The organism is Methanobrevibacter sp. UBA188 (assembly GCF_905234905.1).
In the GTDB taxonomy this organism is placed as follows: domain Archaea; phylum Methanobacteriota; class Methanobacteria; order Methanobacteriales; family Methanobacteriaceae; genus Methanocatella.
Window position 1 is genome coordinate 1 of sequence record NZ_CAJOJM010000035.1, and the last position, 17,638, is coordinate 17,638.

The following is a 17,638-nucleotide window of genomic DNA, read 5'->3' on the forward strand; positions in this document are numbered from 1 at the left end:
ACATTTAGTAAAACACTACCTGTCGCATCAGGTTTCAATTCTATATAAAATATTACAATATCCCCTGCATTAAATTCACTGCATTCAGTACCGTTAATGTTTTTAACAGTTACTTTCATATATGAGTCATATTTTAAGACAGTGAAATGAGCGGATTTTGTTGATGATTCAAACCTTAAATCACCTAAATATTTTACATCAACATAATAATCCCCAGAAGTTAAATTATCCAAAGTTTTTATAATCTTTCCATTAATTACCCTTTCCTGAGATTTATTGCCATTAATTGTAATTTCAACCAATCCAGTTGCATCTTCATTTAGAGTAATGGCAATTGTTTCTCTTTGATTTACATAAATATTTTCGGTGCCGATTGCTAAATCAGGATTTTTTAAACTTGATTGTCCTAATGCATAAACATTATTTGCACTGTTTATGTAAATTATTCCATTTTTATCCATTATAGGTTTTCCAACAATATTTGAATCAAGTTTAGATTGCCACAATATATTTCCATCACAATCCAATGCATAAAATATATTATTTGATGCAAAGTAAACATTATTTTCATTATCAATTAAAATACCTGAAGTTACGGTTAAATTTGTAAATTTTAATTCACTACCATCAATGAAATCATATCTGTACAATGTTCCGTCAGCATTTACTGCGTAAATTCCATATTCATTATCGATAGCCAACTGATTTCCAGCACCACCAGTTATCTTAGTAGTCCATGAATTTCCATTGAATAAATTAAATGCATATATAGAATCATCTAAAATAGAGTATATCATATTTCCGTCGCCAATTACACTAGATATATTGATTTTACCAGATTTTGAATATACTACTGCTTTAGAAGAAATATCAACAACCTTAATAGCATCCCTACATGGAACAACAACAAAAGTATCATCTATTATTGTTGGAGATGCACTAGGGAATGCATCACCTAAAGAAATAACAATTGGATTTCCACCATTTTCCCATAGTTTATATGGAATAATGATTAAATTAGGATTATTTGCATCACCTTGGCCTGAAATATAAATATTGGCATTTGAATCAACTACCGGAGCAAAATAACTTGATCCTAGATAAATATTAGCATGACCATAGCGTTCCCCAGTAGTTTGATTAATAAAGTATAATGTATCATCAGCTTTTGGTGAAATGATTACATCACGACCAATAGATATTCCTGAAAAATAAAGACCTGCAGCATCATTTAGGTAAGTCCATCTTAGAGCACCTTTGTTGTCAAAAGAGTAAATGCCTTCTTTGGTTGTTACATATATATTGCCTTCACTATCAATAGCCATGTTTCCAGTAATGTTGGCCGCATCAACAGACCATTTTAAATCACCATTTACTGTGCTATCATATTGAGATTTTCCGGTGTGTCTTACATCACCATCATCGTTTGCCCATTGAGGTTCATCCCATAAAGACACTGTAAATGATGTGGATTTTGAAATTGTTTGATAATTATCACCATTATACTCTGCAAATACAGTATATGTTCCACTTTCCAAATCATCATAAATAACTTTAACAATACCTGATAAAGGAACATTTTTAACTTCACTTTTAATACCGGACAATGTTATTGTTCCACCACTATAAGCCGGAAGAGCTATTTCAACAGTAACCTCTTTTCCAATTTTAGCATCATTTGAATTAATTGTAAAATCAAGAATCAGATTTTGTGGCATTTTTATAATTATCATCACCAGCATATGACACATTCACTATTTTATTTTGTCCAGCATTAAGATTTGAAATAGTTAATATTGCCTGACCGTTATTTAGTTTAGCAGTGCTTGATTTGCCATCTATTAAAACACTAACATCGCCTGTTGCATTGTTATTAAGAGTTACAGTAATAACAGCATCATTTCCATAAGTAATATTCGGAACATCAACATTTATTGATGGGAAATATTTACCTACTTCAAATGTAAACTCGTTACTGCTTTCAAGATAGTTATTATCCCCCTTATAAATTGCTTTTATACGATAATTTCCACGGCCAATGTTTTTAATTGTGTAAGATTCACCGACATTGATTGTTTCTGTTTGATTGTTAACATTTACTTCCACAATTCCAGTTGCACCATCACTTACACTAAAAGTAAAAACAACATCCTTGTATAATTCAATTTCTCCACAGGATATGTTAATGTCTGATGGAAGCTTATTTACAGAAAATTGGGCTGTTTTTACAACTGGATTATATATTTCATTTCCAGTATAGTTAACTTCAACAGTGTAATTTCCAACTGGCAGATCAGAAATCATGAATGTTGTTGAATCAGATATATGTTTTGTTTGAGTAATATTTCCAACTTTAACTATTAACTCTCCAGTTGCACCGGAATCAAGAATTATTTCAATCTCTGCAGGGCTTTTAAAAGCAGTATCATTTACATTGATTGTCATGTCAGGAGTTGATTTTATAAACTTGAAGTTAACACCTGCACTGCGTCCGATAAATGAACCGAATAGTGAACCTCCATTAATGCCGGTTAATGTGAAATAAGTAGTGGCCACTCCGTTTTCCACTTTTAATTTATTATCATCACACTATCAATTTTAAATCAAAACTTGGCAAATAATATGAATCATAAGCTGTTACATTTCCATAATTATCTATTTGGGTGAATGCAAACTGAACAGGAGCATTATCATTTATCCTAAGTTCATCATTTAAAGAAGTGGCATTTAATACTAGCCAATAGGATACAGGATCCCATCCATTCGGCAATAGATTTGATGAAGGATAGACTTTTAAAGCAGGTTTGCTTAAGTTATCCGGAGTGTTACCCCACCAATTATTATTTGCAATTAACTTTTTAAGTGAGGTTTCAGCACCATTTATAATTAGATTATTTGTATTTTCATAAGCATTGTTAATTAAAATTGAATCCTTGATTAATAAATCGCCTGATGTTAGATAAATTACAGAGGAATATCTTCCAGTATCTGTATTATTAATGAATTCAGAGGATTGGACAACAAGAGAACCATCATCAAGCACGATTGCAGAACCTCTACCACTTGAGATCATCATCTTATTTCCAATAAATGCACAGTCTGTTACTGTTCCGCTTCCTTTAACATAAATACAGCCAGAGTGAACATTATTTCCAATGAATGTCACGTTTTCAATTTCAAATTTAACTGTTTTTGTAGTATATAAGATAGATTTATATAATGTATAAGTTGCAATGTTATTGGTAAATACTGATGATTTAAGTTTAATGGAATCACATTTAATAAAAGAACCGTCCTTATTGTCAGAAACTATTAAATTTTCACCTTCAATACTGCCACTAGCTTCAATCAGCGCCTTATAATCATTTGATTGGAAAATACATCCTTCCAAGAATAAAAATCCAGTACCGGTTTGTGATATAATTCTATTTTTTGTGCTTGATCCGTATTTCGAATTTTTAAAACTAACATTAACAAATCTTACGTCCCCATCAGTAATGGTGAATGCATTGCCTACAACAGTAATGGTTGCACTGTTTTCGGCAGCTATTGTTAAATTGTAATCAATAGTCAAATCTGTTTCATCAAATGTTCCGTCGATTATCACTATATTTTCATAACTTCTTGCAAGTTCAATTGATTTGCTTAATGTTTTTACAGGTTGACTTCTAGATAGACCATCATTACTATCATTACCCCGACTTTGTGATACATAAATAAATGTTTTTGGAATACCTGCAAAAACTTCATTACTTTTACTACTTGATATAGATGGAACTACATAAACATAAGCAGTTTTGCCTTTTTCTAAATTAAGTGTGAAATCTTTACTTGAAACAGTTGAATGATATACACCATCAACATAAACATAATAGCTGGATTTCTCCAAAATATCATTATCATAATATTTTGGATTTTTTAAAGACACATCCAAATGGAAATTTACTATACCATCAATTGGATCTTCAGCAGATAATTTGAGCTTTTCAAATACGATAGAATTGTTTAAGAAATAATTATCTCTAATTTCGGATGTTGAAACTGAAGACAATCTTATATCCAGTACATCTCCCATACGAGTATGATTAATAAATTTATTTCCTACAATTTTAACATCAGGAGAACCATAACTAAGACCACCAGAAATAGCACAAACAGCACTACCTATAGAAGCACTATTTTTAATAAATATATTATTATATAATTCAAGAGCACCATCATCCATTATGGATATTGCTCCTCCACGACCAGTACCAGTAGTTGACAATTCATCTAAACCCCAACATAGATTTTCATTGTTTTGGAATAGACTACCCTCAATATGTATATATGGTGAATGCAGATATTTACAAGCACCTATAGCTCCACCACCATTATTAGTAGTACAATTATTACCTATAAACCTTGAGTTGTAAATCTGTAAATAACTATAAGTATATAGTGCACCACCATTCCAACCAGCAAGATTATCTATAAAGTCAGAATCATATATTGTAGTATTAGCACCACCATGAGTATGTATTGCACCAGCCCACCAAAAAGCACTATTCTTATAAAAAGTAGTATTATTCACAACAAGCATACCACAGTTATTAATACAGCCAGGTTCAGTTCTAGCATAGTTGCCTTCAAAGTAACAGTCATTGACTTCCATAGAAGCCTTAGTACATAGGTTAGTAGGGTCATCATCAGGGTTATAAATACTAACACAACCAAAATCAGTAGTACAATTAATAAAAGTACAGTTTGTCAATATTGCTTTACCTTTTTTAATATGAAGAATACTGGAATGACCCATATTAGTAGAAATGTTGGTGAAGTAACAGTTTCTAATATAATTATTTGCATTGCCACCCATAACTAAAAATACACCATCGGATTGATATGAAGAACCAATCCATTTAAATGTAATGTTTTCCAAGGTAATACCAATTCCTGAATCATCAGCCACTTTAATTGCAGCATATTCAATGTTTCCCGCTTGAGGAGATATATCTCCAATATATGCCCCTTCACTTCCAATAATTTTAACATTATTCTTAATAAGAATCTGGCCATTTGAATCTGATACATCAGATGGATAATAATTAGTATTCTCTTTAAGTTTTAATGTATAATTTTTATCATCCAAAGAACAATAATATTGTAACTCTTCCCAATCATTAACAATAACCTGATCAGAACTTTCTTCTACAATATTATCTTCAAAATTAGTTTCTAATGAACTTTGATTTAAATCAAAGGACAAAGTATCTGCTGTTTGATTAAGACCAATGTCCTCACTAGCATTTACACTACCCATAAAAAATAATAAAATTAATAGAGCTAATATTATTATCTTATACCTTTTCAATTTAATGACCTCAACAATTGTTATTAACTAACTATATATCATTGAATACATATAAACTTTTCAAATTGAATTGATGAAGTATCATTTTGTTATTACTTTTAGTTTTCAACATCAGCATAATAAGACCATAACTAACTTGATAATTCCAAAGAACTGTTGATATAATTGAAGTAATGACCTCCCAAAATTATAGAAATCAACCAATAACACCACAAAAGCGAAAAAAATACCATTTGTCCAAAATACTTCCCCAAAACATATAACATATAATATTTGTAATATATTAATATCAAATACGGCATTAAAATGATTAAAATGAAAGGATGTTACTGTCTAATTATCAATTTAAGCAATAGTTCAAAAATCAAAATAGGAAAAAAATTAGGTAAAATAGATTTCACTAAAGGACACTATGTTTATGTAGGTTCTGCGATGAATTCACTTGAATCACGAATAAACAGACATTTAAGAGATGAAAAAAAGCTCCATTGGCACATTGATTATTTGTTAAAAGAATCAGAAATTGAAGAAATAATATTCAATGAATCAACTGAAAAGATAGAATGTGAATTATCACAATACATTTCAAACAATGCAAAAGGGATAAAAAATTTCGGATGTTCTGATTGTGACTGTGAAAGCCACCTATATTATTTTAAAAATAGAAATGAAGCTATTGAATCTGTCCAAAATGCATACAAATCAATAGCCATGGATTTTGAATACTTTAAAATATGAAACCTTTCTTTTTCTTATGTTTATATGAAATTTCAAATGAATCTAGAGCCAATTTCCTTAAGACTTCCAAATCATCATCGTTAATGTTTACAACAATTTCCCATTCCTTTTCCAAAGTAGAAATTTCATCCAAAACATCTTTACCTTTAGAAGTTAAAGTGCAGTCATATTCAAGCCCGTTATCAGGATTCAAATCTATTTCAATCAGACCAATTTTTTCCAATTTCTGATATTTCTTAAGATACAAACCCAAATGCATATTAAACAGATCATCTTTTTTAGCTTTTTCAAATTGCTTAACCCTAATGCGTTTGTGATGAGGTTTTTCATGCTTTTTAACTTGTTTTAAGAGTTTTATCTGATTTTCATGTAAGAAAATGCTTAAGTTTTCACGAACATAAGTCATTTTAGACTCTTCAATAATTCCGATTAAAGATGAAGCAGGCATATTAGCCACTGCTTTTTTGTGAGGATGTGCCATATAACCACCTATTTCATTTGTCCAAAGATTCCCCTCATTATTCCTTTTGTAACTTCACGTGCAACAGTATTTGCTGCCTGTGATGCTGCCCTTTCAGCCATTTTTTGAGTTTCAGATTTTTTAGCTCTTTTGCCTTTTGCAGGCTGGCTTCCTCCCATAACGGTTCCGATGATATCTCCCAAACCGAATGCAGGTTTTTCCTGTGGAGTTTCTTGGGCAGGAGCTTCCTCAACTGGAGCTTCATGATTTTGTTCAATGGCTTCTTCAACGGCTTCTTTGGTTTCAGGTGCTACTTCGCTTTCAAGATTTGAATCAGAATCAATTTTGTTTAATAATAATTCGTAAGCAGATTCAGGATCAACCGGTTCGAAGTATTTGCCTTTGAGTTCGGATAAGTTGATTAATTCTTCCCTCATTGCATCATCGATAGCTCCAATATAACTTTGCGGAGGCACAATATCCACCTTTTCAACTATTCCCGGAACACCATTTTCATCCAAAACAGACACCAATGCCTGTCCGATTCCAAGTTCTGAAATGACATCTTCAGTGTTGAACTCTGGGTTTGGTCTGAATGTTTCAGCAGCCACCTTAACCGCCTTTTGGTCTTTTGGAGTGTATGCATGAAGTGCATGCTGAACACGATTTCCAAGTTGTGCCAATATATCATCAGGAATATCTGCAGGAGATTGTGAAATGAAATATAAACCTACACCTTTTGACCGGATTAGCCTTACGATTTGTTCGATTTTTTTGCCGAATTCGGCAGACATGTCATCAAACAAAAGATGTGCCTCATCAAAGAAGAATACAAATTTAGGTTTGTCCATATCTCCTACTTCAGGTAAATTTTCAAATAATTCTGATAACATCCAAAGGAGGAATGTTGAATATAATTCCGGTGAAAGTGACAACTTTTGAGCATCCAAAATGTTAATGATACCTTTTCCATTGTCATCGACTCTAATGAAGTCATTCAAATCAAGTGCCGGTTCAAAGAAAAAGTCGTTACCGCCCTGATCTTCGAGAGTTATCAAGCTTCTTAAAATTGTATTTGCTGACTTTTCAGCTATAGCACCATATTCGCTTTCATATTGGGCCTTGTTTTCAACGACATGATTAATCATGGCCTTCAGGTCTTTTAAATCAATTATTGGTAGAGAATTATTGTCTGCAACCCTAAATACAATGTTTAAAACACCTGTCTGTGCTTCAGATAAATTCAATATCTTAGCCAAAAGAGTCGGACCCATTTCAGACAATGTAACTCTTACAGGAAGTCCTTTTTGACCAAATAAATCCCAAAATTCAACAGGATATGCCTGATATTTGAATCCCTTTTCTGCAAGACCATATTTATCAACATTGGCTTTGATTTTTTCTGTTTCAGAGCCTATTTTTGCAAGTCCTGAAATATCCCCTTTCATATCAGCCAAAAAGACTGGAACTCCCAAATCCGAAAAGGATTCTGCTAAAGTTTTTAAAGTAATTGTCTTACCTGTTCCAGTTGCACCTGCTATTAAACCATGCCTATTAGCTAGTTTTGGTAATAAACTCACACATGTGTTTTCATTACAACCTATCAATATTTTTTCATCTGCATACATGCATTTCACCCATTTTCTATTTTCTTAATTAACCAATTAGTTTTTTTGACAAAATTCTGCCTATTATACGCCTTGGCAATCCTTTTTATGGCGTCTAAATTTTTAACGAAATTATCCAACCACGAGAATATATCTCCAGGATAGACTTGAATTTGATATTTTCTGAATAACTTATTTGATATATCTTGAGGGTCCTTGCCTTTAAGTCTTTCGTGAACAATAACCTCTGAGATTCCCCTTTGCATACAGCTGCAAAACGGCCTGTCCTGACATTTGCATTGCATAAAATCACTTTGAAGAGCTATTAATGCATCCTGGAATTTCTTATCGACCTATTCCATTGCTTCACCTGAAGATATGATATCTAAAGTTGATTCGGCAAATAATCTGGTGGAAAATTTAATCTTTAATGCATTGGAAATTTGATTGTGAATGACATTTGAAAGATATGCATTTTCAAACATTTCCAAATCCAGTGCCATCGCCAAAATCAGCACCTTAAGCTTATCATACTTATCCTTTTTCTTATACATTGGAGAATGCCCAACATATCTTTTCAAATAATTATAATCATTCAGAGTATTTTTGATGAATTCCGCATCTTCAATTGATAAAAATGATACTGATGTTGCCCTTCCATATTTTGTTACTGCCAGTTTATTATTTGGGCTTCTCTCAATCAATCCCAAGTCATCCATTTCATCCACAGCTATCTTGATGCTTATCGGAACGTCAATATTCTTATAAAATTTATTTAACTCTTCAAATGATTTGATTGAAGTTGAAGAGATATCCGCAAGAATCTGTTCATAAGATGATTCCTCATCATATTCAATATATACATCCTCACTATTGCTTTCTAAAAGGTCCAATGCCATTGCCTCTTCTGATTCTCCAGCAAAATCATTGCCAATCTCAGGAATCAGATAAACAATACCTCTATCATGATAGGACGGCCTTCCTGCACGACCAAGCATTTGTGCAAATTCATTCGGATTGATCCACTTGTTTCCCATTACCAATGAATCAAATATTACCTGTGAAGCCGGAAAATCCACACCAGCTGCAAGGGCTGCAGTCGTTACAACACATGAAATCTTACCCTTATCAAAGTCCTTTTCAATCTTTTCCTTTTTATAATAGGACAATCCTGCATGATACGCCCTTGCGTTTATATGCTTATTTGTCAGGAAGTTTGTAATCTGATGAGTTTTGCGTCTTGAATTTGTAAATATTATAGTTTGACCCCTAAATCCTTTTTTGGATTTGGTATTGTACTCCCTTTTAACCAATCTCTGCATCAGATGACGTTTTTGAGACTCGTTTCTAACATAAACCAGGTGCCTTTCCAAAGGAACCGGCCGCTCATCATACTTAACAAGCTTCATATTAAATTCATCCGCTAAAAATTCAGGATTTTTAACAGTTGCAGACAATCCAATAATTTGAGTTTTAGGATACAAATGCTTTAATCGCTTAATCAAACCGTTTAGACGTGTTCCACGGTCTTCATCATCAATCATATGAATTTCGTCTATCAAAACAACGCCAAGATTAGATAAACTGTTGGAATTTCCGTTTCTTAAAAGATAATCTATTCCCTCATAGGTTGCAACAACAATATCTGAGTTGGAAACATCAGAATCCGGAAGATTTAACTCCCCTTTTGCTTTTACACGATTTCTTCCAACCTTAATGGATACTTTCAAACCCAATTTTGAGTATTTCTTTTTAAAATCCCTGTATTTTTGGTTTGCAAGGGCAACCAACGGAGTTAAAAATACGAATTTTTTACCTTTCAAAGCCTCCGTAATACCTGCAAGCTCCCCAACCAGTGTTTTACCGGAACCTGTTGCACTTACAACAAGCAAATCATCACCCCTCAGAAGTCCTTCCTTAATGGCCAGATACTGAACAGGCAACAGTTTTGTGTTTCCAGAATCCAAAAGAACCTGCTTAAACTTTTTTGGAATCTTCAATCTTTTCATATCCACAGGAGGAATGATATGCTTGGATTTTCCGGTCTTGTCAAACAATGTCAGATTTCTATTCTTTATTGCATCAAAGTGAGGAGATAAAACCGATAAGGTTTTTTCCAGACTTCCTGTTTTTTCCAATGTTTTTTTAAGATTTCTAAAAATAGCCCTGTCAAATCCCTGAAGCTTCAATTCTTCCTTTATCGTATCATGAGCACATTCTTTACAGATTAGCTGATTATTATATTTATAAGAGTAGGATGAATTGACAATTGTAATATTTCCTTCAAATGCGCAGAAATCACAAACCTGTGTTTTTCTGACTTTAATGTTATATGATTTTAGGAATTTTTCAACCTTTTCATCAGGTGTTGCAAGAAAAACAGCCTGAGAGCGAAGTAACTTAATGACTTCACCAGGAGGCAGCAATTTTTCATTTAATGTGGAGTTATCCTTAAAGTTATAATCGGCTACAAACCTTGAAATATCAAGAGAATCTCCTTCATGCTTGAACTTGATATTTCCAACAAATTCCGGTTCTCTTTTATGGTTCAGTGCCCCTTTTGGAGAACCGATTGGATATAACTTCCACTGTTTTTTGACTTTCTTTAAAACTAGCATTAATAATATTATATTGTTAATTGTTAATTAAGTTAATCCAGATTTGAATTGAATATCTAAAGATATTCACCATAAGGCCTTGAAACTTTCAATGACAAGTCATCAGACTTCCAACTGCCCCCATCAAAAGCTGGGTCATAACCGCAATTTTCGCAGTAAGGCTCATTATCTGCCAGTATTGAACTGCATTTTGGACAAATTTTCATATTATTCCCTCAAACTAATTATCTTTTTCGTTTATCTATAAGCTCTGGTTTTTCGCCGGATTTATCCCAATATTTATTCAATTCCATTCCACAATTTATGCAACGTGTTGCACTGTCACTGTTCGGATAGCTGCAGTAAAAACATTGCTTTGTCATAATAAACACTCCCACATATTTTTCAGGATTTCTTCCAGTTCATCCTCATCAACAAATCCTGATTTTAAATCATCAAAATCATACCTCAATTCATCCAATGCATATTCCACATCCCTTTTTTTATAATCATAACCGTTAACTGTGATCATATCAGAATCGGAATTAACATCATCTGTTTCACCACTTCCATCGTAACAGCATTCAGGACAGTAAGGTTCGCCTTCATCAACCCAAGAACCGCATCTAGGACAAATCCCCATAACGACCACCATGTAGTAATCTTGTTATTATCTTTGTTGCAACAATATATAATTATTATGGCAACAAAAACAAATTTGTAAAAATAAACCATTTTTACAAGAAATAATCGATGAAATTTCATGAAGAATAAAAATAATAAGTAAATACTTTGAAATATTCTTTGAAATCCAAATATCTCATCAAAAAATCAATAATTGGTCCGAATTCATGACACAACAATAATTAAAAAAAAAAAATAGGTTTTGAGTTAAAAACTCAAAACATTACAGAAAAATTATTTTTTAACTGTAATAGTTACACTTTTACTTACTGATTTGTAGCAAGCAGTTGCTGCGGATTTAACAGTAGCGCTAAATTTACCAACTTTAGTTAATTTGGTTATTTTAAAGGTTGCTTTTCCTTTACTGTTGGTTTTTGCAGAATAGGTTTTACCTTTAACTTTAATGGTAACTTTAGTGTTTTTAAGAACTTTGTTCTCATTGGTTTTTAAAGTTACAGTGTATTTTTTAGTTTTTGTTTTAACTTTAAAAGCTTTGTTTTTTGCAGCTAATTTAGGAGTTGCTTTTTTAACTGTGATTTTATTTTTAGCTAAAGTTTGACCATATTCTGTAATGATGAAATGATCTCCAGGTTTTAAATTTTTTAAATTCACATAAACAGAACCATCTTTCCAACTGCCCACATATTCCTTATTGTCAACAGTGAATGTAACAGCTCCTGAAGTTAAAGTTTCATTTCCATGTAATATATTGACACTATATTTAGTATTTACAGTGTAAACTTTGCTTACATCAGTGGCATTAATAGAATCCTCTACAGTTTTACCGCCGAAAATATCCATTATGCTTCCTATATCAAAGCTTGTTCCATTACCTCCTATTAAACTTGAGATATTAAAGCTTGTTCCATTACCAAAAGTGAAATTAGCATTTAATAGGCTTGATGTATTGAAGCTTGTTCCATTACCGAAACTTATGGTAGTTCCATTTAATAAACTTGAGAAATCAAAGCTTGTTCCATTACCAAAGCTTATACTAGTTCCATTAAATAAACTTGAGAAATCAAAGCTTGAACCGTTTCCTGATTTAGAACCGATTGATACAACATCATCTTTTTCAACAACATTAGTGCTTACTATTTCGTCTTCACTATCTGCAGAAACTACATCTGAATCATCAGTTCCTACACTTACGATTTTATCTTCATTATTAACTGCAATAACATCTGAATCATCACTAGAAACTGCAACAGTGTCATTTATATTGTCTGCAGCGCTTACTGCACTTATGGCAATTAATGAAACAAAAATTATTGAAATAAATAATAATACTTTATTATTCTTAAAAATAATATTACCTCCATTCTTTAATTATATATTAGTATAAAAATTAACTAGGACATTTATGAATAAATCATTATTATCCATCTACAGATTTTACAATACTAATTAATTCACTTCTTCTTGACATCAAATGCAATTATTTTCTGTCAATTTCTTGAATTTTTCATATAAATTAATTTATACACTAAATTGATGTAAAAAAATCAATACAATAATATATATGCGACTTTATTAATAATCTTTTGCAAGAATATTTTTTTAGTTTTTTGCATTGATTAAGAAAGAATGAGTTTAATTGTTTAGTTTTTACCATTAATACAGCTTTATTGTAGCTCTACAGATTAAAACTGTTGAAAAAAAGGATATTATTATTATACTATTTTAAATTCACAATATAATAATTCTAGAATGAAAGAATCATCCATTAGCGAAGTCATGTTGTTATTCCAACTTAAATTTAATTTCAATGAGAAAAATACAAAAAAGTTTGGTGAAAAAATGAGATATGGTAAATTACCATACCTCAATATACTAATAATATGCCACGCTTTGAACTATTCAATATAGTCAAATTTTGTTTCTAAAATAATGATTAACGCAAATCCAATTACTGCAACTATTAAACATGGGAAAAGACCTGCAAAATTTAAACCTGTAGATTCCATGATTTCCACTGCAGGAACCTTTAAAGACCCAAGCATTACCCCAATAAGAAATGCCATTGTGACGTGTTCATGGTTTTTAAGCAGATAATTTAATATTTTTGAAAATCCAAGAATACCTATCAAAGCACCTACAACAAAGGTTATGATTTCTGCGAAATGAAGCTCATGAAGTGCTGTCAACATGTATTCATATTGCCCTAAAAGCAATAATAAAAATGAACCTGAAACACCAGGTAAAATCATTGCACAGATTGCTATCATACCAGAGAAGAATAGGACAATTAAAGAATGATTAGCAGCCATAGGATTTAAACTTACAAAAATATATGTTAAAATAGCACCAATTACAGCAAATATAATATTTGTTAAATTAATTTCATTTAATTTCTTAAATAGGATTACTGCTGAAGCTATAATTAAACCTAAGAAAAATGAATAAGTTAAAGCAGTATGCACATCCATACAATAGGTAACAACTTTTGCCAATGTTAAAAAAGCAACTCCAATACCCAAAACCAATGGAATAAAGAATTTGAAATCTATCTCTTCCAATATGCCATTAATAAAACCTCTGCCATCTCCCTTAAGTAGTGGTTTTATAAATCCAAACTTAATATTACTTATCGCTTCCACCAAATGTCCATAAATTCCAGTAATTAATGCAATTGTTCCTCCAGAAACCCCTGGAACAATATCCGCCGAACCCATAAGGACACCACGAATAAAAATTAAAAATGCCTCTTTTAAATCAAAACTCAATTTATCACCTAAAATAATTATTATTATATTTGATTTAATTAATTAAATAATTTATCTAAAAAAAAGAAAAATAGAATAATTCATTAAATAAATTAACAGTAACTAAAAAGTAGAAAAATAATATAAGAAAAGATTATTTTCCTATATCTTCCACCAGTTCTTTTGCATAAGGAGTAATATTCTCATCAAGCATACGTTCCAGGAACTGACCGGTGTAAGTACCAGCCTCAGCAATCTCTTCAGGTGTTCCGGTAGCGATTACTTCACCACCTCCATCTCCCCCTTCAGGACCAAGGTCAATGATATGGTCTGCAGTCTTGATAACATCCAAATTATGCTCAATTACTACAACAGAATTGCCTGCATCAGTTAGTCTAGCAAGAACCTCCAATAATCTTTTGATATCTGCAAAATGAAGACCTGTAGTAGGTTCGTCCAAAATGTACAATGTCTTGCCAGTACTGGATCTTGAAAGCTCTTTTGCCAGTTTAATCCTTTGAGCTTCACCACCAGACAATGTTGTAGCAGGCTGACCGATTTTCATATAACCCAAACCTACATCATATAATGTCTGAAGCTTTTTGGTGATTTTCGGGATGTTTTCAAAGAATTCCAGTGCCTCTTCAACTGTCATTTCCAAGACTTCATAAATGTTTTTACCTTTATACCGGATATCCAAGGTCTCTTCGTTGTATCGTTTACCTCCGCACACCTCACATGGAACGTAAACATCTGCTAAAAAGTGCATTTCAATCTGAACGATTCCATCACCAGAACATGCTTCACATCTTCCGCCCTTAACGTTGAATGAGAATCTTCCAGGTTTATATCCTCTTGCCTTTGATTCTGGAGTATTTGCAAACAGATCACGGATATCTGTAAACACACCAGTGTATGTAGCAGGATTTGATCTAGGAGTCCTTCCGATAGGTTTTTGGTCAATTGCAATTACCTTATCAATATTTTCCAATCCTTCGATTTTATCGTATTTTCCTGCAAACATGAATTTTTTGGACAATTTGCCGTGTGCTCCCTTGTATAGAATTTCATTGATTAAACTACTTTTACCTGAACCGCTGACACCAGTAACACAGGTGAATTTACCTAATGGGATTTCAACATCAATGTCTTTAAGGTTATTTTGAGCAGCTCCTTTGATTTCAATGAATTGGCCGTTTCCTTCACGCCTGTCTTTAGGAATATCAATCTTTTTAGCTCTTGAAATATATTGGCCTGTAATTGAATCGGGATTCTTCATAATCTCCACTGGAGTTCCCTGAGCAACCACCTTACCACCATGCTCACCGGCACCAGGGCCAATGTCAACAACATGGTCTGCAGATAAGATAGTTTCTTCGTCATGTTCAACGACAACCAATGTATTTCCCAAGTCTTTGAGTCTTTTTAATGCTTCAATAAGCTTAATATTATCCCTTTGATGGAGTCCTATACTTGGTTCATCCAAAATGTATAAAACACCGACCAGACCTGAACCTATCTGGGTTGCCAAACGAATCCTTTGAGCCTCACCACCGGAAAGTGTTCCTGATGACCTAGACATGGACAGATAATCAAGACCAACTTCAACCAAGAAGCTTAAGCGCTCTTTAATCTCTTTTAAGACTTCTTTTGCAATGAAATTTTCCCTTTCAGTCAATTCCAAATCCTGGAAAAATTGATATGAGTCTTTAATCGCCAAATCACACACATCAATGATTGATTTTCCACCAACAGTAACGGCTAAAACTTCAGGCCTTAATCTTTTTCCGTCACAAACATAACATTTCCTATCAGACATGAATTTGGAGAGGTATTTTCTTGAATAGCTTGATTTGGTTTCAAAGTATAATCTTTGCATTCTTGGAACAACGCCTTCAAATCTACGATTCACCATGTAGGATTTATTTCTTCTTTTAAAGTTGAATGGGATTTTTTCATCACAGCCAAAAAGAATTGTATCCTGATATTTCTTATCAAGTTCTTCAAATGGAGTGTCCATGCTGAAATTAAAATGTTTTGAAACTGCATCAAGCATTTGGAAATAATAATTTTCCCGTTTAGCTGAACTTGCCCAAGGTACGATTGCACCTTCATTTAAAGACAATGATTTGTCCGGAACAACTAAGTCCGGGTCAATTTCCATTTTAGAACCGATACCATTACATTCAGGACATGCACCCTGTGGAGCATTGAATGAAAACATCCTTGGAGTTAGCTCTTCAAAGTTTATTCCACAATCAACACATGCAAAATGCTCTGAATATTTTTTTTCGTATTCTTTATCACCATCATCAAATAAGACTGTGATTAAACCTTCTGAAAATTCAGCTGCAGTTTCCAATGAGTCAACTAGCCTTCTTTTAAAATCAACATCCTTACGGATTTTTAATCTATCTACAACAACATCAATATTGTGCCTGTAAGTTTTTGCAAGAGATATGTCTTCTTCCAAATCCCTTATTTCATCATCAACACGAACCCTTACGAAACCTTTGTTTCTCAAATCATCAAGCACATCTTTGAATTGGCCTTTCTTATCCCTTACAATAGGAGATAAAATTTGAATTTTAATTCCTTCGCCTTCTTCAATTATTGATTCTCCTATTTGACCAATGGTTTGATGAGAAACTTCTTTTCCACAATTAGGACAATGCGGAATACCAATTCTTGCAAATAATAATCTTAAATAGTCATAAATTTCAGTAATTGTTCCTACAGTGGATCTTGGATTTTCTCTTGTTGTTTTTTGGTCAATTGAAATTGCAGGAGATAATCCTTCAATTGACTCCATTTCAGGCTTTTTCATCTGCCCTAAAAATTGTCTTGCATAAGCTGATAATGACTCAACATATCTACGCTGTCCTTCAGCATAAATTGTATCAAAAGCCAATGAAGACTTACCTGATCCACTAATACCAGTAATTACAATAAATTCATCTCGGGGAACACTTACATCAATATCTTGCAGATTATGCTCACGTGCACCCTTAATGATAATTTGTTTTTTAGATTCTTCAGCCATAATACACTCCTAAAAAAATTAGTTATATAATATTAGAACAATCTCATTTATAAAGTATTTTAAAGAGCATATGAAAAGTAATATTTCATCACCCAAAAAAAAATGAGATTATTTGTCAAACCCTTTTAAGGCATAAAGTTTGTTTCTTAAATCTGCAGCCCTTTCAAAGTCCAGTCTTGCAGCTGCATCCTTCATATCTTTTTCCAAATCCTTGATTAACAAATGAAGCTCGTCTTTCGGCATTGTACTAACATCTGCTCCAATGCCTTTGTATTTTTCATCTTCTTCTGCAAGTTTTTCTTTTAAAGTTCTTTGAGTGGACTTTGGAGTAATTCCATGAACTTCATTATATTTCATCTGCAGTTTACGTCTTTTAAGGGTAATGTCATATGCATTTTTAACCGAATCGGTCATGTCATCCACATACATTATTACACGACCATTTACATTT

13 protein-coding genes and 2 pseudogenes are annotated in these 17,638 nt (G+C 32.6%); 2 read left to right on the plus strand and 13 right to left on the minus strand.

What is annotated here, in order from left to right:
- The 3 genes and pseudogenes from QZ143_RS07385 to QZ143_RS07395 all read right to left on the minus strand — a co-directional run.
- A pseudogene (locus QZ143_RS07385) lies at positions 1 to 1,733 on the minus strand (PQQ-binding-like beta-propeller repeat protein); the annotation flags it as partial.
- A complete protein-coding gene (locus tag QZ143_RS07390; protein ID WP_292882735.1) occupies positions 1,696 to 2,568 on the minus strand; it encodes an Ig-like domain-containing protein in 873 nt (290 codons plus the stop codon). The gene QZ143_RS07390 and the pseudogene QZ143_RS07385, both read right to left, overlap by 38 nt.
- 16 nt (positions 2,569 to 2,584) lie before the next feature.
- Entirely contained in the window at positions 2,585 to 5,302 is a 2,718-nt protein-coding gene (locus tag QZ143_RS07395) for a hypothetical protein (protein ID WP_292882738.1), read from the minus strand.
- Between the two features lie 366 nt (positions 5,303 to 5,668).
- On the opposite strand from QZ143_RS07395, the gene QZ143_RS07400 reads away from it, so the two are divergent.
- Positions 5,669 to 6,091: a GIY-YIG nuclease family protein gene (locus tag QZ143_RS07400; RefSeq protein ID WP_292608358.1), complete on the plus strand. Its 423-nt coding sequence runs from the start codon at positions 5,669 to 5,671 to the stop codon at positions 6,089 to 6,091.
- On the opposite strand, the gene QZ143_RS07405 is transcribed toward QZ143_RS07400, so the two are convergent.
- The 7 genes and pseudogenes from QZ143_RS07405 to QZ143_RS07435 form a co-directional block, all read right to left on the minus strand.
- A complete protein-coding gene (locus tag QZ143_RS07405; protein WP_292882741.1) occupies positions 6,081 to 6,572 on the minus strand; it encodes a hypothetical protein in 492 nt (163 codons plus the stop codon). The two genes, QZ143_RS07400 and QZ143_RS07405, sit on opposite strands and share 11 nt — an antisense overlap.
- A gap of 8 nt (positions 6,573 to 6,580) precedes the next feature.
- Complete coding sequence (locus QZ143_RS07410; protein WP_292882743.1) at positions 6,581 to 8,179, minus strand: helicase HerA-like domain-containing protein; 1,599 nt, start codon at positions 8,177 to 8,179, stop codon at positions 6,581 to 6,583.
- A gap of 5 nt (positions 8,180 to 8,184) precedes the next feature.
- Positions 8,185 to 10,776 (minus strand): annotated as a pseudogene (locus QZ143_RS07415) (DUF5814 domain-containing protein).
- Positions 10,777 to 10,832: 56 nt separating this feature from the next.
- Positions 10,833 to 10,982, minus strand: coding sequence for a hypothetical protein (locus tag QZ143_RS07420; RefSeq protein WP_292882746.1), 150 nt, complete (start codon positions 10,980 to 10,982; stop codon positions 10,833 to 10,835).
- A gap of 18 nt (positions 10,983 to 11,000) precedes the next feature.
- Positions 11,001 to 11,138, minus strand: a complete 138-nt coding sequence (locus tag QZ143_RS07425; protein WP_292608336.1) for a hypothetical protein — start codon at positions 11,136 to 11,138, stop codon at positions 11,001 to 11,003.
- On the minus strand, positions 11,135 to 11,398 hold the full coding sequence (locus QZ143_RS07430) for a hypothetical protein (protein ID WP_292608333.1): 264 nt from the start codon (positions 11,396 to 11,398) through the stop codon (positions 11,135 to 11,137). Before QZ143_RS07430 ends, QZ143_RS07425 begins: the two co-directional genes overlap by 4 nt.
- A 275-nt stretch (positions 11,399 to 11,673) precedes the next feature.
- On the minus strand, positions 11,674 to 12,240 hold the full coding sequence (locus QZ143_RS07435) for a hypothetical protein (protein WP_292882749.1): 567 nt from the start codon (positions 12,238 to 12,240) through the stop codon (positions 11,674 to 11,676).
- Position 12,241: 1 nt separating this feature from the next.
- On the opposite strand from QZ143_RS07435, the gene QZ143_RS07440 reads away from it, so the two are divergent.
- The gene (locus QZ143_RS07440) at positions 12,242 to 12,784 is read left to right on the plus strand and encodes a hypothetical protein (RefSeq protein WP_292882752.1); all 543 of its coding nucleotides are present in this window, start codon (positions 12,242 to 12,244) and stop codon (positions 12,782 to 12,784) included.
- 511 nt (positions 12,785 to 13,295) lie between these two features.
- Here QZ143_RS07440 and QZ143_RS07445 read toward each other — a convergent pair.
- The 3 genes from QZ143_RS07445 to QZ143_RS07455 form a co-directional block, all read right to left on the minus strand.
- Positions 13,296 to 14,114 carry a DUF368 domain-containing protein gene (locus tag QZ143_RS07445; protein ID WP_292882764.1) on the minus strand — a complete coding sequence of 273 codons (819 nt, stop codon included), beginning with the start codon at positions 14,112 to 14,114 and terminating at the stop codon, positions 13,296 to 13,298.
- A 184-nt stretch (positions 14,115 to 14,298) separates the two neighbouring features.
- The gene (gene uvrA / locus QZ143_RS07450) at positions 14,299 to 17,187 is read right to left on the minus strand and encodes an excinuclease ABC subunit UvrA (RefSeq protein WP_292882755.1); all 2,889 of its coding nucleotides are present in this window, start codon (positions 17,185 to 17,187) and stop codon (positions 14,299 to 14,301) included.
- A 108-nt stretch (positions 17,188 to 17,295) separates the two neighbouring features.
- The coding region (locus QZ143_RS07455) for a UvrB/UvrC motif-containing protein (RefSeq protein ID WP_292882761.1) at positions 17,296 to 17,638 on the minus strand (343 nt) is incomplete at its 5' end.